Source organism: Varibaculum prostatecancerukia (assembly GCF_943169825.2).
In the GTDB taxonomy this organism is placed as follows: Bacteria; Actinomycetota; Actinomycetes; order Actinomycetales; family Actinomycetaceae; genus Varibaculum; species Varibaculum prostatecancerukia.
In genome coordinates, this window is record NZ_OW968402.1 from 792390 (window position 1) to 815467 (window position 23078).

Genomic DNA, 23078 nt, shown 5'->3' on the forward strand with positions numbered 1-23078 from the left:
AATGAGCGACTTAATGAAATACGAAGATGCAGTAGCCGAGTTTGATCCGGTATTGGGGCTGGAAGTCCACGTCGAGCTAGGCACCAAAACCAAAATGTTTGATAGCGCCCCCAATTCTTCGCTGGGTGAACCCAACACCCGGGTAACCCCAGTTTCGGTGGGGTTGCCCGGATCCCTGCCGGTAGCCAATGAGCGGGCAGTGGAATACGCGATTAAAATCGGGCTGGCACTGAACTGCGAGATTGCACCTTTCTGTCGGTTCGCGCGCAAAAACTATTTCTATCCCGACCTGGCGAAGGCCTACCAGATTTCCCAATACGATGAGCCCATAGCCCATGACGGATACGTGGATGTAGAACTCGAGGATGGGGAAATCTTCCGGGTCAATATTGAACGCGCCCATATGGAAGAGGATGCCGGCAAGAACACCCATATCGGGGGAGAAGCCGGCCGTATCCAAGGCGCCGCCTATTCCCTGGTCGACTATAACCGCGCCGGGGTACCGCTGGTAGAAATCGTTTCGCGTCCTATCGAGGGCGCAGGAGCTAAAACCCCGCAGGTAGCGGCGGCTTATGTGCGCACTTTGCGGGATATTTTCCGGGCTTTGGACGTTTCGGAGGCGCGGATGGAACGCGGAAACGTGCGCGCTGACGTGAATGTGTCTTTGCGACCCAGCCCCGATGCGCCGCTAGGAACCCGGACTGAGACCAAGAACGTGAACTCGTTTAAGGCCATCGAAAAGGCGGTTACCTTTGAGATTCGCCGCCAGGCGAAGATTCTTTCTGAAGGCGGTAAAGTAATCCAGGAAACTCGTCACTGGCACGAGGATAGCTCCTCTACCTCTGCCGGGCGGGAAAAATCCGATGCCGAAGATTACCGTTACTTCCCGGAACCGGATTTAGTGCCGGTGGCTCCCGCGAAAGAATGGGTTGAAGAGTTGCGTGCCAACCTGCCGGAACTGCCGGTAGCCAGACGCCGCCGCCTGCGCGAAGAATACGGTTTTTCCGATATGGAAATGCGGGATGTAGTAAACGCTGACGCATTAGATATTATCGAGGCCACGGTAGCAGCGGGTGCCGCGCCGCAGGCTGCGCGCAAATGGTGGATGGGGGAGATTTCCCGCATCGCTAAAGAAAAGAATCTGGAGCTCGAAAAGGTAGCGGCCACTCCCTCCGATGTAGCGCAGCTACAAGACCTGGTAGACCAGGGCAAACTCAACGACAAATTAGCCCGTAAAGTCATTGCCGGAGTACTTGAAGGCGAAGGCACCCCCGCAGAAGTAATGAAAGCGCGGGGACTCGAAATCGTGCGGGACACCGCTGCCCTCCAGGCCGCAGTTGCCCAAGTGATTGCGGATAACCCGAAAGTGGTAGAGCAAATCAAAGGCGGCAAAGTCAAGGCGATTGGCGCCCTCATGGGGGGCGTTATGCGTGCCACCAAGGGGCAGGCTGACGCCGGTGAAGCTCGCGAAATGATTCTTAAGCAAATCAACGGCTAATTCCCGTATTTTGCGCGGGTACTACTTGCGGGGTATGCGCCGGGGCGGATTTCGCCTCCCGCCCTAAAAACTGGATGTAGATACTACGTACGCGCGGGGGAGAGATTTTTCCTCCCGCCCAAGAATTCGGAAAACGTAGCGACGTTTTCCGAATTCTTATGCCCACCGCACCCACTCGGATAAAATCTCTCCCCCGCGCTTATTTCGGATTATTCTCGCCGTCCGCATCCTCTTGCTAAGACCGGTCTGCAGGGTTCACTCGGATAAAGTCTTTTCTCCGCGCTACAAAGGCAAACACAACCGTAATTTTGGACTAAATGAGGCTCGTTTCCGCGGTAATCCCCGCTTCATAAGGCATGGGTAACTGGCGTAAATTTCCTGCACATGAAACGCAAACGCGCGAGGGCGGATTTATGCCGAGCAGACAGACTTCACATCGATAGCTGTCAGATTCGGAAACTCAGTCTTCAGTTCTTGAAACCTATAAGTCTCCGGGCGTAAAACTCGTAAAAGACCCTGGTCTTTTGCGAGTTTTTGGGCAGGAGGCGAAATCCGCCCTCGTGCGTACGTATCTACACGGAGTTTGGGCGGGAGGAAAAATCTCTCCTTCGCGCATAAATCCGCCCCCGCGCCTTCGAGAACCTCGCTGCTACTGGGCGATTGCTGTTAACGCCTGTTGGTAGACTTGCTGGTCTTCTGGGCTGAAACAGCAGATAATGACGGATTTTAGGGTGGAGGGGGAGGCGGAGAAGTCTTCGATTTCCTTGAGGGCAATCGCGGCGGCCTGATCTATGGGGAAGCGGTAGACCCCGGTTGAAATCGAGGGGAACGCGATAGAACGGCAGTGATTTTCCGCGGCCAGGTGTAAGCAGTTGCGCCAACAGGATGCTAGCTGATCGGCTTCTCGGCTACCTCCTCCATGCCAAACCGGGCCGGGAGTGTGAATCACGTATTTGGCGGGCAAGTTGTAGCCCCCAGTAATCTTGGCTTCCCCGGTGCGCGCCCCACCCAGCGTCCGGCATTCTTGCAGCAGACCGGGGCCGGCTGCGCGGTGAATAGCGCCGTCTACGCCTCCTCCTCCCAAGAGGGAAGTATTAGCTGCGTTTACAATTACGTCTACTTCTAAGGTAGTGATATCGGATAAAATTACCTCTACCTGCAGTTTTCCTAGTTGCATTTCATTAGTCCATTATCTTTGATTGAGCAGTACCCAAAGGGATTCTTTTCTAGGTAGCGTTGATGATATTCCTCAGCCGGGTAAAAGACGGGAAGCTGAGTGGCAGTCGAGATTTGGGTGACTGGCTCGGCGCCGTAGAGGTCTAAGATTCGGTGTTTGAATTCTAAACGCACTGCCTGAGCTGCATGTTCTTGAGCCGCAGTAGTTGGGAAAATCTGGGAGCGGTATTGGGAACCAACATCGCCGCCCTGACGGTTACGGGTGGTGGGGTTGTGGTGGGAGAAAAATATCTCGAGCAACTGGAGGTAACCGACTTGCGCAGGGTCAAAATCTACGCGTACCGTTTCCGCATGACCGGTAGTGTCAGTACAAACCTGCTGGTAGCTGGGATTCTCGGTACTTCCTCCCATATAGCCGACCGCGGTTTGGATAACCCCGGGGATGCGCGCAAACAGGCGCTCTGCTCCCCAAAAACACCCCATCGCGAAATAAGCAGTCTCGGTAGTTGCCATAGTTTCAGTATAGGGGGAGAGAAGTCGCTACTTCCGGTAGTAGTCAGGTATTTATTCCAAAAAGTCGTCGGTAACCGGAATTAGCTGCGGGTATTTGGGGCTGCGCCCGTCTCCGGAGGAGCGTCCTCGAGAATGGCGTTTTACCCAAGGCCAGAGATGATCCTTTGCCCAAGCAATATTTTCCGAGGCAGCAAAACGGTCTTTGCCCGCAGCAGCCGGGGTTTGGTAGTCCGGATCAGCAACCGACTGCCCTAATGCTTCTAGGGCGGCGTTCATCATTATCCGGTGTCCTTCTCCGGTTAGATGTAAGCGATCGGGCGCCCACAGGGCAGTATCGCGAAGCGAGCGGAGCCCCCATTGATCTATCACATAGCATCCGTGGCGACGCGCAAGCGACCAAAGATTAGAGTTGAAGACAGCCACCGTAGACCTAGTAAGCCCCAATATCGGGGAGTGATGCGGATCGTATTGGGCGCAAAGTATTACTTCGATCCCCTGCGAACGAGCCTTGACCACCATTTCTTCTAACAGCTCCGTCACTTTATCTGCCGAAGAACCGGGACGAATCATATCGTTACCACCGGCAACAATAGATAACAGCGCCGGTTTCATCGCGATGGCGACGTCTAATTGTTCCTGGTTTACCTGGCCAATAAGTTTTCCCCGCACCGCCAAGTTAGCATATTTCAGAGGCTCCCGGCCGGCGGAAATTCGGCGTTGAGAGAGTTCCATAGCCAAGCGGTCAGCCCACCCTACGTAGAGGGGGTCGTCGCTGTCATCTTCCAGGGGGTCAGTCATTCCCTCGGTGAAAGAATCCCCAATCGCTACAAAACTATCCCAAGGAGGAATCACCGGGGATGCTGCTTTATTGTCCTTATCAGTTGTCTTCACGCTTCCAGCCTAAGCGCCAAGAAAACTATCTGCAATGGTTACGTAGAACTCGAAAATGGGCATTAGCCACCCGAAACCATCAGGGCGGGGAATAAAAAATATCCCACTACCTGGGGCAGTGAGATATTTTTTCCGGCAACGCACCTTAAAGTGTCGCTGCCAGGAAGTTAAACGCTAGAAAAGCGGTTACTTCTCCATGGAGTTAACCAGCTTCGCCAGTTTCGACTTGCGGTTAGCCGCCTGGTTACGGTGGATAATCTTCTTTTGCGCGGCGCGATCCATTTTCTGGCTGGTCACGCGCAATTCAGATTCTGCCAACTGGACATCGCCAGCTGCCACCGCTTCGCGGGTACGACGTACCAGCGTCTTCAGCTCGGACTTTACCGAGCGGTTACGCAAACGGCGCTTTTCGTTAGTACGATTACGCTTCTTCTGAGACTTAATATTTGCCAATTTTTCACTCTCTATGAGTACTAATATTCGGTCCAGAGGGCTGAGCCGGATTCGGACTGGCGTGTGGGGCACGCTGGCAAGAAACCGGCAAGACTAAAGCCGACCGGGGCTAAAGTCCGCAAATCAGTCTAACAGGCACGCAGCCGCTAGCGCTAAAAAAATCGGCGGTGGTAATCAAGTTCACTTCCCCAGCCGTCTCCAAAGCTAGTTTTTGCGCCTTTAGTGAGGATTGCGGCGTCCTCGCTAACGGTTCTTGACCGCTAAACCTGACTAAACTATCCCTCCAACGCTTCTTAACGCCGTCCCTGATTAGGGTTGCGTCCGCGCAGCCGATCCAACTGGCGCCGTTCTTTCTTGGTCGGCCGCCCACTGCCGGCATCGCGGCGAGGCAAAGCCGGCAGGGAAAGTTTCGGAAGCCGCTGCGGAGTTAAATCCTCATAGGCTAAACGTGCCAAAGGATAGCTCACCCTGCGTTCCAGCAGTTGTTTGACCTGCAAAATATGGTCAAAGCCCCCGATACGCACCACTACCTGGTCACCTAGCCGTACCGGAGAAGATGCCTTGGCGCTTTTTCCATTGATTTTCACGTGTCCGGCTTTACAAGCCTTGGCCGCTGCGGAACGGGTTTTATATTTGCGTACTGACCACACCCAAATATCGGCACGCACAGAGCCAGCATTAGCAGTTCCGGCGACTTCGCCCTCGCCGCGTTCTTCGGTTCCCATCTGGTTTCCGCCGCTCCTCAAGTCACTAAGTCCTAAATCTCCCGGTTTTTACGGTAGTTTTCTATTTTTCATTCTAGAGGTTAGCGCTTCTACTCCCCGCCGTGGGCGCAAATGGCGTAACCTTAGAGGAGAGGATTATTGCCCCATAGGGGTGTTGAGGAAAGGAATAAATTGGTACCGAATCCAATTCCCGCTGCCAAGTTGCCCAATGGGCGGGTTCCTTTGAACATTTTGGAGCTTGCTCCGCTGTCTACCGGGATGACCCGCAAAGAGGCGCTGGATACTTCCCTAAACCTGGCGAAGAACGCTGACCGTTTGGGTTACACCCGACTATGGGTGGCAGAACACCATGGTTCCCAAGTCTTTATGTGTTCGGCTTCGTCGGTTATCATCACCCGCGCCTTGGAAAACACTACTCGCCTGCGGGTAGGTGCCGGCGGGGTAATGCTGCCCAACTGGGCGCCGCTGACAGTGGCAGAAACCTACGGAACGCTTTACACCATCTATGACGGGCGCGTGGATCTGGGACTAGGGCGCGCTCCCGGCACCGATCCGGCTACGGCCAGAGCGCTACACCGGGGTTCCAGTGAGCCTGCCTATTTCGAGGAAGACCTAGAGGAGCTCGCCACCTATCTTTCGGATCAAAAATCGGTGGTTCACTCCGGGGTAGTTTCCGGGGCAGAAGCCTCGATACTCGGGATTGAAGTTATCGGTGTGGATCGCCCCTATACTCGGGTACGCGCGATTCCCGGTGAAGGTACCGCCATTCCCATGTGGATGCTTTCCTCATCTTCGGCCGGGGCTAAAGTAGCTGCTGACCTGGGGATGCCCTATGTGTTCGGCGGGCATTTCGCCCCCTACAACGTCGATGAGGCGATCGAGATTTATCGGCGTGAGTTCAACGCCCAAGCCCCCACCGCCATGGTGGATCATCCGGTAGTGATGATGGGAATGAACGTGATGTGCAACGAGGACGAGGCGGAAGCCAAGTACCAGTTCAGCACTACCCAACAGGTGCAGGGCAATGTGCTTTCAGGTCGTCCCGGTACTCTCACTCCGCCTACCGATGATCTGGATGCTACTTTGGGTGAAAAACTAGCTAATCGGGTGCGGGCGCTGCCTTCTATTCACGCGGTCGGTACCCCGGAGCAAGTAGTCGAAAAGATGGATTGGGTATCCCGTAAGTACATGGTGGACGAGATTATCACCGTTACTCACGCCTATGATCCCCAGGTGCGCATTCACTCTCTAGAGTTGGTGGCTAAAGAATGGGGACTGCCGATTTTGCCAGAAAACGGCGAAGAAGAGGCCGCAGAACCAGCCTCCCAAACCCCGGAACCCGAAGTGGTAGAGGTTAAAGAGGAAAAGCCGGAAGAAAAATCGGAGCCGCGAGCTGCTTCTCGCAATCGTCCTGCCGTCTACGGGCCGGTGCATCGCAGCGAGCGCAAGAAGCCTGTGCTCAAGGGTACGGCCACTTCTGCAGCTAAAACTGCAGCTAGTGGTGAGGATGCGGAAAAAGCTCCCGTAAAGAAAGCTCCCGCCAAGAAAACTACTGCCCGCAAGAAACCCGCTACCCGGAAACCGGCAGCAAAAACCACTACTAAGGCAAAGCCGGCAGCAAAAACTGCCGCCAAGGCCGGGGCAGACACCGACAAGACGACTGCCTCAGGTAAGAGCACCGCTCGCACCCGTACTCGGCGCAAACCGAGTGCTCGCAGTTAGCGTTCGGTGTCCCTAGGCAATAGGATGGCGCCGACAAGGCACCCAGATTTAATAGGAAGAAAATAGGATTGGCTAATAGCGATCGGGATTTAGGAATCGCCCCCGCTAATACGGATCCCCAGCGGATTCGTAACTTTTGCATCATTGCCCATATCGATCACGGGAAATCTACTCTTGCTGACCGGATGTTGGGGGATACCGGGGTAGTTTCCGAACGGGAGATGCGCGAACAGTATCTGGATCGTATGGATATTGAGCGCGAACGGGGAATCACCATTAAATCCCAGGCAGTGCGGATGCCTTGGCAGGTGGGTGATACCCATTATGTCCTGAATATGATTGACACCCCCGGTCACGTGGATTTTTCCTATGAGGTATCCCGCTCCCTAGCTGCTTGCGAGGGCGCGATTCTGCTGATTGATGCTTCCCAGGGGATTGAGGCGCAAACCCTCGCCAACCTGTATATGGCGATGGAACATGACCTGGTGATTATTCCGGTGCTTAACAAGATTGACCTTCCAGCGGCGCAACCAGAGCGTTGCGCCGAGGAAATCGCGGGCCTGCTCGGGGGCTCTCCTGAGGACTGCCTGCGAGTTTCTGCGAAGACCGGGGAGGGTGTGCCAGAGCTACTTGACCGGATTGTGGCCGAGGTTCCCGCACCGAAATCTGATAGCAGCCAGGCGCGCGCCCTGATTTTCGATTCCATCTATGACACCTATCGCGGGGTTGTTACCTATGTGCGAATGATGGATGGCAATCTCAAAAAGGGGCAGCGGGTCAAGATGATGGCCACTGGATCCGAACATGAACTTTTGGAGATCGGGGTGATTTCCCCGGAGCCCACCCCGGCGGAGGGTCTGGGGCCGGGAGAGGTCGGCTACCTGATTACCGGCGCCAAAGATGTGCGGCTGTCTAAAGTCGGTGATACGGTAACCAGCGCTAAAGACCCGGCTAGCGAGATTCTTCCCGGCTATCAAGAACCTAAACCTATGGTTTATTCTGGGATTTATCCGGTAGATGGGGATGATTTTCCGGATTTACGCGAGGCGCTAGACCGTTTGCAGCTAAACGATGCCGCGATTACTTTTGAACCCGAAACCTCCGTGGCCTTGGGGTTTGGTTTCCGTTGCGGATTTTTAGGGCTACTGCACCTAGAGATTGTTAAAGAGCGCCTGGAGCGGGAAGCGGGACTGTCGATTATCGCCACCGCGCCCTCGGTGATTTATCAAGTCACCCAGGAGGACGGCACGGAACTGGAAGTCACTAACCCTTCCGAATACCCGGACGGAAAAGTCCTGGACGTGCAAGAACCAGTGGTAGAAGCTACCGTTTTAACCCCGAATGATTATGTGGGGCGGGTAATGGAGCTGTGCCAGGGACGGCGGGGCACCCTGGGGAAAATGGAGTATCTGTCCTCTGATCGGGTAGAGATGCATTACCGATTGCCGCTAGCGGAAATCGTGTTTGACTTCTTTGACCAGTTGAAATCAAAAACGCGGGGCTTTGCCTCTTTGGACTATCACGAGGCCGGTACCCAATCCGCTGACCTGGTGAAAGTCGATGTTTTACTAAATGGTGATGTCGTTGATGCCTTCAGTGCGATCGTGCATCGGGACGCGGCCTATTCCTACGGGGATAAGATGACGCGGCGGCTAAAAGAGTTGATTCCTCGTCAGCAGTTTGAGATTCCGGTGCAGGCAGCGGTAGGTTCGCGGATTATTGCCCGGCAAACCATCCGGGCACTGCGCAAAGATATGCTCGCGAAATGCTACGGCGGAGATATCTCCCGTAAACGCAAGCTTCTAGAAAAACAGAAGGCCGGAAAGAAACGGATGAAAGCGGTGGGCGCGGTGGAAATCCCGAACTCGGCTTTCATCGAGGCCATAACCCAAGATACTCCCACGGGAAAGGGGTAAATCATGAGTGAGGAAATATCTGATCGCGAAGATGCGATCGCAGATTTGGATTCGGGGGAGGAACTGGTAGCTGGCGACAATGGTGACAGTGCCGCTGATTTTGACCTGTCCTCTCCGGAAGGGCGCTATATGGCTCGGTCAAAGTCGTTTGTGTCGCGGGCGCGGCAGCTTAGCGATTCCCTACAACATACTTGGGATGCGCATGCCAGTGAATATGTCCTAGAGGTACCGACTGGGGCGGGCTATACGGCGGTGGCTGAGGACGCCAAACCGCTATCGTTTAAGCGAATTTTTGACCGCAACTCGGTGGTGCGCCTAGAAATCGGAACTGGCAATGGGGATCAGATTGTGTCTGCGGCAGTTTCCCACCCCGATCGTGACTATATCGGGTTCGAGGTTTACCGCCCGGGAGTAGCCCAAACCGTATCGAAGGCGGTTAAGGCGGGGGTCGGTAACCTGCGGATTATCGAGGCGGATGCGGCGCAAGCGTTGCCGATTCTGTTTCCGGAAGGCTCCCTCGATGAGGTTTGGACTTTCTTCCCGGATCCCTGGCGGAAAACTAAGCACCATAAACGCCGCCTAGTGCAGGCTCCGTTTGCGGAAACTGTGGCGCGGGTGCTGCGTCCCGGCGGAATCTGGCGGCTGGCCACCGACTGGTCGGACTATGCGTTCCAGATGCGGGACGTAATCGAAAGCTCCCCCTATTTCGAGAATCCCTATGCGGGCGTTAATCCCCATGAGGAAGATCCGGATCCGGGTCGCGGCGGCTTCGCACCTCGTTGGGAAGGTCGAGTAATGACCAAGTTTGAGCGGCGCGCCCTAGATGCGGGACGCGAAGTATTTGACCTGGTGGCGCAGCGGCTTTCGTGAGCGGAACCGCCAAGTTACAGGAACTGTTTTCGGCTGCTAGTGCCGGCGAAAGCTCGCAGTCTTCCCCGATAGCGAGGGAGGGCGCGGCGCGCTCTGATTTGGTTCAGCCGGCACTAGGCTTCGCGGTCTATATTCATGTACCCTTTTGCCGGGTACGCTGCGGGTACTGTGACTTCAACACCTATGTGAACGGTTTTGGAGCTGGCGCAGACCGGGAAAGTTACCACGATTCCGCGCGTAAAGAGCTGGCGCTGGCCGCGGGGTTTTTAGATGAAAATGAGTTAGTTCCGCCCCCGGCGTCCTCGGTTTATTTTGGCGGCGGTACTCCCACCATGTTGAGCGTGGGAGCGCTGCGGGCAATCCTGGAGGAAGTCGCGGACGCCTGGGGAATAGCTCCGGGGGCAGAAATATCCACCGAAGCTAACCCGGACACTATAACTGACCAGGTAGCGCAGGATTTAGCGGCCAGCGGATTTACCCGAGTGTCCTTGGGGATGCAATCGGCACTGCCGCAGGTTCTGGCGACTTTGGAGCGTACTCACCGCCCAGAAAATGTCCCGCAAGCAGTGGCGGCGCTGCGCCGAGCCGGACTCGCAGTTTCTTTAGATCTGATTTATGGCACTCCGGGAGAATCCCTGGCCGATTGGGAAGTATCCTTGCGCGCCGCCTTAGCCTTGGAAGTGGATCATATTAGCGCCTATTCTTTGGTGATTGAGCCCGGCACCAAAATGCACGCCCTGGTGGAGAGGGGGAAACTACCTCCGATTAATCCCGATAGCCAGGCGGAAAAATATCAGGTGGCAGACGCACTACTCAGCCAGGCAGGTTTTGAATGGTACGAAATCTCAAACTGGGCGCGGCGGCTAGACAGCGAAAAACTTCCTAGCCGGGAAATCCCGGACGCAACTTTTCTGGCGAATGTATCCCGGCATAACCTGGCTTATTGGCGGGACTGGAATTGGTGGGGGATCGGGCCGGGCGCACATTCTCATCTTGGTCAGGTGCGTTGGTGGAACTGCAAACATCCCCGCGCCTACGCTAGCCGCGTAGCCGCGGGAGAGCTTCCAGTTCAAGACGGGGAAGTGGTAGCTGCTGCCAGCCGGGAACTGGAGCGGATTATGTTGGGGCTGCGCACCGCTTCGGGGGTAAAGCATTTGACGCCAGCGGAAGGAACCCGGCTATCCCGCCTGGTGGAAAAGGGATATTTGCAGGCAGAGGCAGCAAAGAACGGTCAGGCGGTATTGACTTTGCAGGGTCGCTTGATGGCAGATTATGTTACCCGTGAACTGCTGGGCTGGTAACTAGATAGCGACTGAATCTGAAAGTTAAAAGATGAAATCCGGAAGCTAACCCGGTTAAGCTGAAAGCGATGAATCATTTTTAACTTTAAGGATCTTCCCATGAATAAGGCCGCTAGTTCCCCCACAGGAAAACCAGCTGAGCAAGCTCCCGCGAGTTATCCAGTTCAACTGGTTCCTTCACCGGAATGCGCCCGGAACCACCAAACACCTCCCGATTATTTACGGTTCTTGACGCAGTTCCCGCATCTGCATGCAGATTTAGCTTTGAATCCGGCATTGCCGCCAGATTTAGAACAGTGGATTAAGGGACACCCGGATCCGCGGGTGCAAACGAACCTGCGGATCCGGGTGCAAAATCCTGTGGCTCCGGCTGCTGCGAACAATAGTCCGCTAAAAAGTGCTGGTTCCTCGGGGACAGCTTCAGAAGAACAGAAAGATGAAGATAAATTTGATGCGACTTCGCTTGCGGGTTCGGTGCCACCAGTAACCAAGTCAATGCCTCCGGAAAAAGAAACCCCACCGCAGGCTAAAGCACCATTTTCCCCAGCTGCAGTGCCCGCAGCGCCGGGGAACCCCTCATCGGTACCGTCTACCCAGGTTCTGCCGCAACCCTCGGCGTATCCGCAGAGGATGCCTGCCGCTGCTTACCCGCCCCCCGCTTCCTATCCGCAGAGCTTTCCCCCGGCTGGTTCCCCGGGATATCAGCCGCTTCCGGGACAGTATCCGCGACCCCGCCGTAAGCGCCGGTGGTTAATTCCGTTGATTGCTGTAATAGCGGTGCTGGCGATTATTGGGGGAGGGATAGGCGCTTATTTTGCTTTCGCGGGGTTTAAGCACGTGGGTTACGATTCCCCAGAAGAGCTGGCTGATGCCTTGAAAGCTTCGCTTGATGAATCTGATTTGATAGGGATTGCCCAGATGAGCGCGCCTAGCGAGGATGTCATCGTTGAGGACGCTTTACAGCTTGACGAAGATCTACAGAAATATATTTCTACTGCTGATTCAAAGTCACAGGGAGAAAGTGGAAGTTTGATGGATAAGGTTTCCGACCTGACCAGCGTGATGCAGAATCTGGAACTAGATACTTCCGGTTTAAGTAGCAAGGTCGACAATCTGAGTGATGATATTTCCCGGCTTAATTATTCGGGAAGAATTGATGTAAAAATAAAAGATAGAGATAAGTTAAAAGCTAGCTTAGATAAACTATTTTTTGATAATCAAAGTGCTCCGGAAAAAGAAAAGAATTTAAATGGGATTTTAGACAAGTTTAAGGACATGGAAAAAGATGGTATCGAGCTAAAATCGAGATATCCCTATAGAGTGATGGCAGTTAAGGAAGATGGTAAGTGGTATTACTCGGTTCCCATGACTTTTTTTGATAGCAAGAATTACAGTCCTGATGATAGTCGCTACGAGAACCCACACTATGATGTCAACTGGGTCGATCCGGGGGAGACACCTAGCGATAGTGGGCAGTTTGCGAAAGAGCTTTCGGGAGCTATTACCCGGGTAAGTAACCTTGATGAGCTAACTTCTGAAGACTGCATGCGTTTCCTTGATATGCCGGAACGTCGCATAGTGATGGTTTATGCTTCCCCGGAGGCTAAAGGAGATATGAGCCCGGGGATGGATCTTAAAATTAGTTTATCCGAAGATAAAAAGAGTTCCTATGGCTTCGCTTTTGATTTAGATAATTTAACTATTGATGTAGATGACATGGGGTGGGAGATTACATCGGGAGAGGGAACCTATTCCGATCAAGATGGCAAGCAAACATTAGATTTTGGGGATTATGTTAAAAATGGCAAGTTGCAACTGGTAGCTAAATCAACAAAGCAGGGACTAAAACTATCATTTTCCGGTAGTCTTGCCAACTTTTTTAATAACCTAGATTATGATTTGGGGAATGAGTATTTCCAGGAAAATAAGGACGAATACGATAGAGATTACGAGAGGCAAATAGAGGAAGATCCTTTCCAGAGGCCCTATAAAAAACTCATTCTGGGATACCGTGGTTTGGGTAAAAAAGTAGATGCAGAGACGGATCGCGAAGAATACAACTACGATTAGGGCTACGACTACGGCGACTAGGACAGTTAGCGGGTGCCGGCGGCGGTAACGAAATCAATTAGTGATTCCACCGGCCCTAAAAGACCGGGTTCCAGGTCGCGCCAGTCGCGTACTTTCCGCAATATATGTTTCCAACCCTGAGCAATATCGGCCTGGGTTTTAGCCGGCAAGCCTAGCGCCTGCAGGCTTCCCACTTTAATATCGGTGCCTCGGGGCACTTGCGGCCAAGACGCTAGCCCCACTCGCTGCGGTTTTACTGCCTGCCACACGTCTACGAAGGGATGCCCTGCAATCGCGACTGCGTCCTCCCCAAAAGTAGCGATACAACGCTGGGCAATGCGAGATTCTTTAGAGCCGGTCACCAGGTGATCCACCAGGGCTCCGATCCTTTCGCGCGGGGTGGGAGCAAACTCTGCCAGCCGTTCTTCCAGATGGTCTACCCCCTCAAGAATCTCTACCACTACCCCCAGCTCTCGTAAATCATCGCCCCAAACGTGTTCTACTAGCTCCGCGTCGTGGCGTCCTTCTACCCAAATCCGAGAAGCCCGTGCCACTCGCGCCCGCCGTTTACCATCTTGCGGCGTGCGGCGAGAACCGGAGTTAGTAGCGGCGCGACCGCTCGCCAACGTAGGCGCCTGGTCATTCCTGCTAGCAGGCGAAGGAACTCGCAGCTCTACCGGCTGCCCGTCAATCCAAAAACCGGCTCCCAGGGGGAAAGCTCGCACTTTGCCGCGGCGATCCTCCAGCTCCACCAGGTACATGCCGCCAGCTTTATAGCAGCGCAGCACCGCTCCTACAAAACCGGTCATCACGTCCTCAACTACCAGGCCGCGGGTAGCGGCAACCGGGCGAGAAGCAGGAAGTTTCCGCCAATCATCATTAGCGAGGACGTCTTTTCCGTAGCGATCAAACACGCCCTAACTATAAGGGAAGAGCCTAGGCACTACAGGCTACCGCCCCGGCAGAGTCTGCAGATTCGCCGCTGCCGGAATAATTAGGATCCAAGGCTGCCGCCTCTTCGGGACTCACCCAAGCCGGCAATTTGCTCAAGCGAGAAAGATACTCGCTAATGGCCGCGAAATCACTCAAAATCTGGGGATTCACAGAAGATGTCACCTGGAAAACCACAAAGGCGCGGATATCGCTTTCGACGGGCTGCTCGCCAGTAAGGAACGGATTTTCCCGCAGCATCTCGTCCAGGCGCCGCAGAGTCCGCGAAAATTCTTCACGCGTTTGTGCATCCGCTTCCCCATGAGAAACCAACCAGGAAGGCGCGACCAGCTGCTTATTAAGCCAGGCATCAAGGTCATCTAGTTTTTCCCGTTCCGCCGCCGGATACAGGTCAGGGGCTTCAAAATGGCAGAAAGGTTTCCAGGCGGTGCAAAAATCTAGCAGCATATCGGCAGACTCGGTAGCCACAATCTGGTTATCCCGCTGCGAATCCAAAATCACCGGCACAGTTTGGGGATCATCGGGCTCAAAAGTGGGCTGGCGGCGATAAAGTTCACGCGCGGAACGCACCATCAGCACCGGGTCATAGGAATAGCCCTCTCGAATAAACTCGAAACCATCCGGGCCAGAGCCAGTAGCATAACGAACCCCAATCGCGGCCTCTAAACCTAAAAGTCGGCGCGCAATCGTCACCCGGCGGCAATAAGGGCAAAGGGGAGAAACTACTAGCAGGTAGCGGCCGGCCTGTACCGGTAACTCATCGCTACCAAAACGATAATTCGGGATCATGGACAACTCCTGTTCCGGGTTCAACCCTCATTATCGCAAATGCGGAGCGCCCTCGCTGGCTAAGCGAAGGTAGTGAAAATGTGGCATAATGAACGAGTGCTCCGGGGTCGGTGAAAATCCGAACCGGCGGTAAAGTCCGCGACCCGCCCGCTTTGGGTGGCTGAACCGGTGAAATTCCGGTACCGACGGTTACAGTCCGGATGAGAGGCAGCACGGGCAGTCATGCCCGCGTGGCGCGTTCGCGCGCCCAGCTCTCCTCGGAACACCTGTGTTCGCGAGGAGGTTTTTTTATTGGCACACTCGATGCCCCCAAAGTCAGCGCTCACTCATGCGCTGGCGGCCGCCAGTAAAGCCGCTCTACAAGGCCCGCGAACCGGAGGGAATCCCCAGGTAGGCTGCGCTATCCTTTCTCCGGCAGGACGGATTCTAGCGATGGGGTATCACCGGGGAGCAGGAAGTGCCCACGCCGAAGCAGATGCCCTCACTAACTTGAAAGAAGACACCGGCTCCGCCCCGCTTACCGCAGTAGTAACCCTGGAGCCTTGCAACCATAGCGGTAAAACTCCTCCCTGTACCCGCGCCCTCATCGAAGCCGGGATCAAAAATGTTATTTGGGCAGTCGATGATCCTAACCCGAAAGCTGCTGGCGGAGGGGAATACCTAAAACAACAGGGGATTAACGCCCGGCGCGCCGATGAACTAGGGGTTGACGAAAGCGTCCTAGCCAGCGCCCGGGCAGTTAGCGCTCATTGGGTTCAGGCAGTCAGGTGCGGCCGGGCCTGGACGATCGCAAAAGTGGCACAGACCCTCGATGGGTATTGCGCCGCCCAGGACGGGTCTAGCCAGTGGATTACCAATCGACTGTCGCGTGCCTATGCGCACCGCATTCGCTCCCGGGTAGATGTGATTATTGCCGGTACCGGTACAGTGCTTGCCGATAATCCCCAGCTGACAGCCCGTCTAGCCGATGGACGGAAATTCCCGCAACAGCCGCGCCCCCTCATCATTGGCAACCGCGAGATTCCTGCAGATTTTTACCTGGCGGGCAAAGCCGAGCAGGCGCGCACCCATGACCTCAAGGCGGTACTAGAAAGCTGCTACCAGCGGGGAGAGATTTTTGCGCTGCTGGAGGGCGGACCGACTTTAATAACTGCTGCGCTAAAGGCGGGCTTGGTTGATGAACTGCATGTTTATCTCGCTCCGCGTCTGTTGGGAGCCGGGCATAAAGGGATTGGCGATCTGGGGATTACCACTTTGACCAACTCGCTGGATTTCAGTTTGCAACAAGTAAAAGAGCTAGGCGGAGATGTTTTCTTGGGATTAGAAAAAGAAGGTGCGTCGTGTTTACCGGGCTAATTCAAGAGGTAGGGCGCATTAAGGTCCTAAAAATGCAGGAAAAAGATCTCGAGATCGGGGTGTCTTGCAGTTTCGCTGGTAAACTTAGCCTGGGAGAATCTGTGGCGACCTCCGGGATCTGTTTGACAGTGACCCGGGTAGAGGGCGATACCTTTTTTGCCTATGCGATGCCGGAAACCGTAAAGCTCACCACCTTGGGACAAAAGCGCCTTGGCGACCCGCTGAACCTGGAGCGCGCCCTCCTACCTACAGATCGCCTAGGGGGACACCTAGTCGCTGGGCATATCGATGGTACTGGCACAGTTACTTCCCTAGAGGACAGCGAGCGCTGGCTGGAGCTGCAGATTTCGACTCCGGCATCGCTGCTTCCCCAGATTGCTCGCAAGGGCTCGATCGCGATTGACGGAGTGTCTTTGACGGTAACCGCGGTGGGTGCCGATTACTTTAGGGTGGCGCTGATTCCCGTCACCCGCGATAACACTACTTTAGGGACGCTGCAGGTTGGCTCGAAAGTCAACTTAGAGACTGACCAAATAGCTAAATATGTGGAACGTTTACTGGAGGGTAATAAAACCAATGAGTGACTTGGTGCAGTTATTTGAACGGGTGAGCGCCGCGCTGCGAGCCGGAAAGCCCGTCCTGGTTGCCGATTCCAAAGACCGAGAAAACGAGGTCGATGCGATCGTTAGCGCCCAAAAGGTGACTCCCGAGTGGATGGGGTGGATGGTGCGCTACACCTCTGGCTATATCTGCGCCCCCATGCCTGCCAAACGCGCGGAACTGCTAGGACTGCCCATCCAGTGGCCCGCCAATCAAGACCAGTTGCGCACCTGTTATACGGTTTCCTGCGACGCGGCCCACGGGGTGACTACCGGAATCTCAGCTGCGGATCGCCGAACCACTTTGCGGGCTCTTGCAAATCCCCTTTCTCGCAGTGAAGATTTGGTGCGACCGGGACATATTTTGCCGCTGCGAGCCCGCAGCGGTGGGGTGTTTACCCGGGCAGGACATACCGAATCGGCAGTGGATCTAATGAATCTGGCAGGCCTGGAGCCGGTAGCGGCGATCGGGGAAATGGTGCACGATGACGGCTCCATGATTCGCTATCATGACTGCCCGGCGATTGTCGAAAAATTCGATTTGGAACTAATCACGGTTGCCGAACTAAAAGAATATCTCACCCAGGTGAAACCGCAGGCAGATACAGCAGAGATTCCTCGGGTTACCCAGATAGCAACCGCCAAGTTACCCACCAAGTTTGGGGATTTTACGGTGCGCGCCTATCGGGATGCGGAACTGGGGGCAGTTCATATCGCTTTGATTTCGGAAAAGACCCCGGAGGCGAGTGCACTGGTGCGAGTGCATTCCGAATGCCTCACCGGAGAGTCTTTTGGCTCCCTACGCTGTGATTGCGGTCCCCAACTGCACCAAGCTATGAAGAAAATAGCTGGTGAAGGCGGCGCGATTATTTACCTGCGAGGGCAAGAAGGACGCGGGATTGGGCTTAGCGAAAAAATCAAAGCCTATGCTCTTCAAGACCAAGGACGCGATACCGCTCAGGCAAATCTTGACCTGGGATGGCCGGTAGACCTGCGTGAATACGGGGCGGCGGCCGCGATTTTGCAGGATCTAAAGATGACTAATATTCGTTTGCTGACCAATAATCCGCAAAAGGCGCTTTTGACCCGAGACGGGATCCAGGTAGAGGAAACCGTGCCTTTGGAAGTGGGTATCGACCCGCACAATATCGAGTATTTGCGCACGAAACAGCGGCTGGGGCATACCTTCCACAATCTGGATAAATTCGTGGCTGAAAAATAGCGGTCACGTCCTAGTTATAAATAATCGACACGCGTTAAGGAGAAAGAAATGGCTGGAGCCGGAGTTCCCGACCTACATACTTCCGCTGCGGGGAAAAAGGTGGTAATCATTGCTACCCGCTGGCATGAACAGGTAATGGATGGTCTGGTAGCGGGGGCAAAACGCGCCTGCCAGGATGCGAAAGCTGACTTTGAAGTCGTACGGGTTCCGGGTTCCTTCGAACTTCCCTTAGCGGCGAAAGCCTACGCCGAGGGCGGTAAGGCCGACGCGCTGGTGTGCCTGGGGGTGGTTATCCGCGGAGGTACTCCTCATTTTGATTACGTATGTGACGCCGCCACCTACGGCCTTACCAAAGTATCGGTGGAATCCCAGATTCCCCTAGGGTTTGGGCTGCTCACCTGCGATAACGTGGAGCAAGCCCTGGATCGGGCAGGACTGGAATCTTCCCATGAAGATAAAGGCTACGAGGCGATGCAGGCAGCGCTAGCGATGGTGCAGGTCTTAACGGAGGCTAAAAACTAGGTGCGAGTACCTTTTGCTTTGCGCGAATCACAGGTTCCGGGTTAATAACTAGCTACCAATCAGGGTAGAGTTAGCAGTCGAGGCGGTCGAGTGCTTAAAATTTTCAGATGGTGATTCGCGCTGCCACAGTCCGAGAACAGTGAGGAGAAATGAGCCAGGCAAGTATCCGTCGCGATGACGTTTTGCGAGCTATCGTCACCGATTATGTGGAAACCGGTGAACCTGTGGGCTCTAAAGCGTTGGTTGATCGGCATGATTTGCGGGTTTCACCGGCTACTGTGCGCAACGATATGTCAGTGTTGGAAGAAAAGGGCTATCTTTATCAGCCGCACACTTCCGCGGGGCGAGTGCCTACTGAAAAAGGCTACCGTGCCTTTGTAGACCGGATTTCTGAGCTGCGTCCCATCACCAGTTCCCAGCGTCGCGCTATCGAAGCTTTTGTGCTGGGATCTGCCGATTTTGATGAGGTAGTCGAACGGACTGTTCGGGTATTAGCCCAGCTCACTCAACAATTGGCGATTGTGCAGTATCCGCATTTTGAACGCAGCGGTCTGCGTCATATCGAACTGATTCCGGTTGCCGAATACAAACTGTTAGTAATCGTGATTACCAATAGCGCGCGGGTGCAGCAAACTACGATTGATACTCGCTACGAGGTCGATGCTGCGAGCGCTCGCTCCCTGGCTATGCTGTTAAACTCCGCTTTGGAGGGGATGGAAGAAACTCAAATAGCCCAGCTAGAGCCAGTTTTAATTGCAGGAGCCCGCCCCGAACAACTGGAACTAATCGCCCAAATCATGCCGATTATTCGCGAAGCCCTAACCGGGGAACAAACCGAAAGAATCGTGATGGTGGGAGCGGGAAATCTGGTGCGTTCTAGCCCCGAGTTTTCTCGTTCCATCGGCTCCATTTTGGATGCCTTGGAAGAACAGGTAACTCTGCTGCGCCTGTTTTCCGAGATTGATCAACAAGATTCGCCAGTTACGGTGACGATTGGGTCGGAATCGGGGGAGCATTCCCTCTCAGAAACTTCCATCGTGACCGGTGCCTATGGAGACAAGGAAAGCGGGGTCGCCCACGTGGGGATAGTAGGCCCGCAAAGGATGGACTATCCGCGCGCTATGAGCATAGTGCGCGCGGTTTCCCGATATTTATCACGCATGATGACCAGGTAGGTAAAGGAAAGAGGAAAAAATACCGTTGGCTGATTATTACGAGATTCTAGGGGTTTCCCGGGATGCCACCGAGGCGGAAATCCGTCGAGCATACCGCCGTAAAGCCCGCAAATTGCATCCCGACGTAGCCGGGCCAGAATCAGAGGAGGCTTTCAAAGAAGTCTCTATGGCACACGAAGTCCTCTCTGATCCCGACAAGCGGCGTCGCTACGATATGGGAGGCGATTCCGGGTTTGCCAGCTCCGGTATGGGGGACTTTTCAATGTTCTCCGATATTTTCGAATCCTTCTTCGGAGCCGAGCCCGGCGGCGGACCTACTCCCAGAGGGCGGAGAGGCGAAGACCTGCGTCAACGCCTAGAGATCTCTTTAGAAGAAGCAGTTTTTGGGGCAAAGAAAGAAGTTCAGGTGCGTACCGCGGTAGTCTGTCCTACCTGTGAGGGTAGCTGTTGCGCTCCCGGAACTTCCCCGCGCACCTGCCAGGTTTGTAACGGACGCGGCTCAGTAACCCGCTCCACCCGCACCTTCCTGGGGCAAATGCAATCCACGGTTCCCTGCAGTGCTTGCGCCGGTCACGGTACTACTATCCCGGATCCTTGCCCCGAATGTTCCGGTGAAGGAAGGGTGCGCACCACCGCCACCATGCAGATAGAGATTCCTTCCGGGGTACAAACCGGTCATAAAGTGCAACTGCGCGGTAAAGGGGCTGTAGGGCCTGGCGGCGGTCCCAATGGAGATTTGTATTTAGAGATCAAAGTCAGCGCCCATCGGGTATTTTCCCGGCACGGAGATAACCTGGAGACCACTTTGCGGGTGCCGATGACGGCCGCCATTTTAGGAACCCAAGTCGACCTGGAAACCTTCGATGGCTCCCAAGAGATAACCATTGCGGCAGGTACCCAGCCAGGGCAACAGATTCGCCTGCCAGGTCTAGGCGTAGGACGTCTGCAGCGCGAAGGTCGCGGCGACCTAATCGTAAACATCATGGTGCAGGTACCTACCAACCTTGATAATGCCCAGCGTGAACTAATCGAGCAGTTAGCAGATCTGCGAAAAGAAGACCGGGTAGAACCCGAACCCCTCGAGGACGGTGGGGTCTTCTCTCGCCTGCGGGAACGATTTGCAGGTCACTAATGTTTCTTCCGGTATTTCTAGGTGACGAATCCTGCCCGCCGCTTTCTTGCTTGCAGGAAGGAGGACGCGGATCCCTCAAAGGAGCAGAAGCCGCCCACGCAGTAGGTTCGCTGCGACTGGGAATAGGGGATCCCCTGGACCTGGTCGACGGTAAGGGATTGCGCCTGCGCTGCCAGATATTGGCGACCGACAAAAACTATTTAGAGTTCGAAGTGCTTCAGGTAATGCACCTATCCTTACCTGATACCCAGTTTGGGCTGATTCAGGCGCTTTCTAAAGGTGGGCGCGACGAACAGGCGGTAGAGTCGGCAGTCGAGTTAGGGGTAAGCCGGGTGCGTCCCTGGGCGGCGCAGCGTTCCATTGTGCAGTGGAAAGGACAAAAGCTGCAGCGGGGAAGCAAGAAGTGGCTATCGCTGCTGCAAGCGGCGGCCAAGCAATCACGGCGCGCTAACTGGCCATTGCTGGATCCCCTAGCTGATTCCCGGCAGTTGCGGGAAATAATTGCGGCCGGGAGCATTGAAGAAAAGTTTCTGCTGCTAGATCCGGATTCCTCCCTGCCTCTCTCTGAAGCCTGGGAGCAGGTAAGCCAGGCTAAAATGATACATGTGATAGTCGGGCCAGAGGGCGGGGTGAGCCCGCAGGAAACTGCAGACTTTAGCGCTGCGGGCGCCATAGCAGCCAGGCTAGGGCCGACAGTTTTACGTTCTTCTAGTGCTGGACCAGCAGCTTTGGCGGCACTAGGGCTTTGCAGTGGCCTGTGGGGTCGGAAGGAATCTCTTTAAATGAGCGATGAACAAACCCAGGTGCTATTGCCTGAAGACTTAGATCCGGTACTGGTTTTTGGTCCCGGCGACCAGGTGTTACGGGCGATGCAAGACAACCTGCCAGGGGTGCGGATTAACTCTCGCGGCGGGATAGTGACTTTTCAAGGTAATCCTGGCGAGGCACGCATGGGGGCGGATCTGCTGAGCGAGTTGATTGCGGCCGCCCGCCACGGTAATCCCTTATCCGCGTCGGCAGTCCAGCAAGCCTTAACCCTAATGTCTACCCAGGAAACCCTCCCGGTGCTACGTACCAAACGTCGGCAGATTCGGGCAAAAACTCCTGGTCAGCAAAGTTATTTAGAGGCGATTACCAATAATCGTATCGTTTTCGGGGTGGGGCCGGCCGGTACTGGGAAAACCTATCTGGCGATGGCCAAAGCAGTGGAAGCCTTGGAATCTGGGGCAGTGTCCCGAATAGTGTTGACGCGCCCGGCAGTAGAGGCCGGCGAATCCCTAGGTTTCTTGCCGGGCTCTCTAACCGAAAAAATCGATCCCTATCTACGTCCTCTTTATGATGCCCTCAGAGAAATGCTGGAACCTGCAGAACTTGCCCAGCTTTTAGAATCGGGAACTATCGAGGTAGCTCCGCTCGCCTATATGCGCGGCCGCACCATTTCGCATGCGTTTATCGTGCTGGATGAAGCCCAAAACACTACTACTCAGCAGATGAAAATGTTCCTCACCCGCCTGGGAGAAGGCTCCACCATGGTGGTGACCGGTGATATTACCCAAATCGATTTACCACGAGGAAAACTTTCGGGACTAAAAGACGCTCGCAACGTCCTCACCGGAGTTAAAGATATAGAATTTTGCTATTTGACCAGCGAGGACGTGGTGCGCGATAAGCTGGTGGGAATGATTATTGACGCCTACGAACAATCCGCGAAAACTCGAGGTGACCAGGGGGAGGAATACCGATGAGCGTAGAGGTTCTCAACGAGACTGAATACCCAATCGACGGGGTAGAATTCCAAGAAATTGCCGACTATGTGTTGCGGGCGATGCACGTATCATCTGCGGCGGAAATGTCGGTGATTTTTGTAGAACCGGATGCCATCGCCGCCCTCCATAAGCGTTGGTTAGATCTGGAAGGCCCCACTGATGTGATGAGTTTTCCCATAGACGAGCTCCGTCCCGGGGCTGCGGATGCCCCGACGGAGGCGGGAGTCTTAGGCGATGTAGTGATTTGTCCCCAGGTGGCGCAGACCCAAGCTGCCAGTGCCGGTCATTCCACTACCGAAGAAATGTTACTGCTCGCGGTGCATGGAATCTTGCATCTACTGGGATATGATCACGCTGAAAAAGACGAAGAAAAAGAAATGTTCGCTTTGCAGCGCAAACTCCTGCTGACTTTCTTGGCCGAGCGGGGCTGA

The 23078-nt window shown here is 54.7% G+C and carries 22 protein-coding genes and 1 riboswitch; of the genes, 15 read left to right on the top strand and 7 right to left on the bottom strand.

Going from position 1 to position 23078, the window contains the following annotated elements:
• Nucleotide 1 precedes the first annotated feature (1 nt).
• Nucleotides 2–1498 carry an Asp-tRNA(Asn)/Glu-tRNA(Gln) amidotransferase subunit GatB gene (gene gatB, locus KO216_RS03355; protein WP_215522911.1) on the top strand — a complete coding sequence of 499 codons (1497 nt, stop codon included), beginning with the start codon at nucleotides 2–4 and terminating at the stop codon, nucleotides 1496–1498.
• Between the two features lie 649 nt (nucleotides 1499–2147).
• Here gatB and KO216_RS03360 read toward each other — a convergent pair.
• From KO216_RS03360 to KO216_RS03380, 5 genes are all read right to left on the bottom strand, one after another.
• Nucleotides 2148–2675, bottom strand: coding sequence for an O-acetyl-ADP-ribose deacetylase (locus KO216_RS03360; protein ID WP_251451780.1), 528 nt, complete (start codon nucleotides 2673–2675; stop codon nucleotides 2148–2150).
• Nucleotides 2666–3187: a peptide-methionine (S)-S-oxide reductase MsrA gene (gene msrA, locus KO216_RS03365; RefSeq protein ID WP_215522912.1), complete on the bottom strand. Its 522-nt coding sequence runs from the start codon at nucleotides 3185–3187 to the stop codon at nucleotides 2666–2668. The genes KO216_RS03360 and msrA overlap by 10 nt, the downstream gene beginning before the upstream one ends.
• A 51-nt stretch (nucleotides 3188–3238) precedes the next feature.
• Nucleotides 3239–4078 carry an SGNH/GDSL hydrolase family protein gene (locus KO216_RS03370; RefSeq protein WP_251451783.1) on the bottom strand — a complete coding sequence of 280 codons (840 nt, stop codon included), beginning with the start codon at nucleotides 4076–4078 and terminating at the stop codon, nucleotides 3239–3241.
• 186 nt (nucleotides 4079–4264) lie between these two features.
• Nucleotides 4265–4531 carry a 30S ribosomal protein S20 gene (gene rpsT / locus KO216_RS03375; RefSeq protein WP_215522913.1) on the bottom strand — a complete coding sequence of 89 codons (267 nt, stop codon included), beginning with the start codon at nucleotides 4529–4531 and terminating at the stop codon, nucleotides 4265–4267.
• Between the two features lie 293 nt (nucleotides 4532–4824).
• A complete protein-coding gene (locus tag KO216_RS03380; RefSeq protein WP_215522914.1) occupies nucleotides 4825–5256 on the bottom strand; it encodes an RNA-binding S4 domain-containing protein in 432 nt (143 codons plus the stop codon).
• A gap of 171 nt (nucleotides 5257–5427) precedes the next feature.
• Here KO216_RS03380 and KO216_RS03385 point away from each other — a divergent pair, with 171 nt between their 5' ends.
• The 5 genes from KO216_RS03385 to KO216_RS03405 all read left to right on the top strand — a co-directional run bounded on the left by KO216_RS03385 (nucleotide 5428) and on the right by KO216_RS03405 (nucleotide 13135).
• A complete protein-coding gene (locus KO216_RS03385; RefSeq protein WP_251451785.1) occupies nucleotides 5428–6978 on the top strand; it encodes an LLM class flavin-dependent oxidoreductase in 1551 nt (516 codons plus the stop codon).
• Nucleotides 6979–7046: 68 nt separating this feature from the next.
• Entirely contained in the window at nucleotides 7047–8894 is a 1848-nt protein-coding gene (gene lepA / locus KO216_RS03390; protein WP_251451788.1) for a translation elongation factor 4, read from the top strand.
• Between the two features lie 3 nt (nucleotides 8895–8897).
• Entirely contained in the window at nucleotides 8898–9764 is an 867-nt protein-coding gene (gene trmB / locus KO216_RS03395) for a tRNA (guanosine(46)-N7)-methyltransferase TrmB (RefSeq protein ID WP_309547337.1), read from the top strand.
• Entirely contained in the window at nucleotides 9761–11065 is a 1305-nt protein-coding gene (gene hemW, locus KO216_RS03400; RefSeq protein ID WP_251451791.1) for a radical SAM family heme chaperone HemW, read from the top strand. Before trmB ends, hemW begins: the two co-directional genes overlap by 4 nt.
• 99 nt (nucleotides 11066–11164) lie before the next feature.
• Nucleotides 11165–13135: a variant leucine-rich repeat-containing protein gene (locus KO216_RS03405; RefSeq protein WP_215522915.1), complete on the top strand. Its 1971-nt coding sequence runs from the start codon at nucleotides 11165–11167 to the stop codon at nucleotides 13133–13135.
• Between the two features lie 26 nt (nucleotides 13136–13161).
• On the opposite strand, the gene KO216_RS03410 is transcribed toward KO216_RS03405, so the two are convergent.
• Complete coding sequence (locus KO216_RS03410; RefSeq protein ID WP_215522916.1) at nucleotides 13162–14049, bottom strand: DUF3097 family protein; 888 nt, start codon at nucleotides 14047–14049, stop codon at nucleotides 13162–13164.
• Nucleotides 14050–14071: 22 nt separating this feature from the next.
• Entirely contained in the window at nucleotides 14072–14875 is an 804-nt protein-coding gene (locus tag KO216_RS03415; RefSeq protein ID WP_215522917.1) for a glutathione S-transferase family protein, read from the bottom strand.
• A 94-nt stretch (nucleotides 14876–14969) separates the two neighbouring features.
• Nucleotides 14970–15091: riboswitch (FMN riboswitch) on the top strand.
• A 75-nt stretch (nucleotides 15092–15166) separates the two neighbouring features.
• Between KO216_RS03415 and ribD the strand changes: the two genes are divergently transcribed.
• The 9 genes from ribD (at nucleotide 15167) to ybeY (ending at nucleotide 23078) form a co-directional block, all read left to right on the top strand.
• Nucleotides 15167–16231 carry a bifunctional diaminohydroxyphosphoribosylaminopyrimidine deaminase/5-amino-6-(5-phosphoribosylamino)uracil reductase RibD gene (gene ribD / locus KO216_RS03420; RefSeq protein WP_215522918.1) on the top strand — a complete coding sequence of 355 codons (1065 nt, stop codon included), beginning with the start codon at nucleotides 15167–15169 and terminating at the stop codon, nucleotides 16229–16231.
• Nucleotides 16216–16815, top strand: coding sequence for a riboflavin synthase (locus KO216_RS03425; RefSeq protein ID WP_215522919.1), 600 nt, complete (start codon nucleotides 16216–16218; stop codon nucleotides 16813–16815). Before ribD ends, KO216_RS03425 begins: the two co-directional genes overlap by 16 nt.
• Nucleotides 16808–18052: a GTP cyclohydrolase II gene (gene ribA / locus KO216_RS03430; RefSeq protein ID WP_215522920.1), complete on the top strand. Its 1245-nt coding sequence runs from the start codon at nucleotides 16808–16810 to the stop codon at nucleotides 18050–18052. Before KO216_RS03425 ends, ribA begins: the two co-directional genes overlap by 8 nt.
• A gap of 48 nt (nucleotides 18053–18100) precedes the next feature.
• Nucleotides 18101–18574 (top strand): 6,7-dimethyl-8-ribityllumazine synthase, encoded by a 474-nt coding sequence (ribH, locus tag KO216_RS03435; RefSeq protein ID WP_215522921.1) that lies wholly within the window; start codon nucleotides 18101–18103, stop codon nucleotides 18572–18574.
• 149 nt (nucleotides 18575–18723) lie between these two features.
• Entirely contained in the window at nucleotides 18724–19749 is a 1026-nt protein-coding gene (gene hrcA, locus KO216_RS03440; RefSeq protein ID WP_215522922.1) for a heat-inducible transcriptional repressor HrcA, read from the top strand.
• A gap of 25 nt (nucleotides 19750–19774) precedes the next feature.
• Entirely contained in the window at nucleotides 19775–20881 is a 1107-nt protein-coding gene (dnaJ, locus tag KO216_RS03445) for a molecular chaperone DnaJ (protein ID WP_215522923.1), read from the top strand.
• Nucleotides 20881–21663, top strand: a complete 783-nt coding sequence (locus KO216_RS03450; protein ID WP_215522924.1) for a 16S rRNA (uracil(1498)-N(3))-methyltransferase — start codon at nucleotides 20881–20883, stop codon at nucleotides 21661–21663. The genes dnaJ and KO216_RS03450 overlap by 1 nt, the downstream gene beginning before the upstream one ends.
• Nucleotides 21664–22626 (top strand): PhoH family protein, encoded by a 963-nt coding sequence (locus tag KO216_RS03455; protein WP_215522925.1) that lies wholly within the window; start codon nucleotides 21664–21666, stop codon nucleotides 22624–22626.
• Nucleotides 22623–23078, top strand: coding sequence for an rRNA maturation RNase YbeY (gene ybeY / locus KO216_RS03460; protein WP_215522926.1), 456 nt, complete (start codon nucleotides 22623–22625; stop codon nucleotides 23076–23078). Before KO216_RS03455 ends, ybeY begins: the two co-directional genes overlap by 4 nt.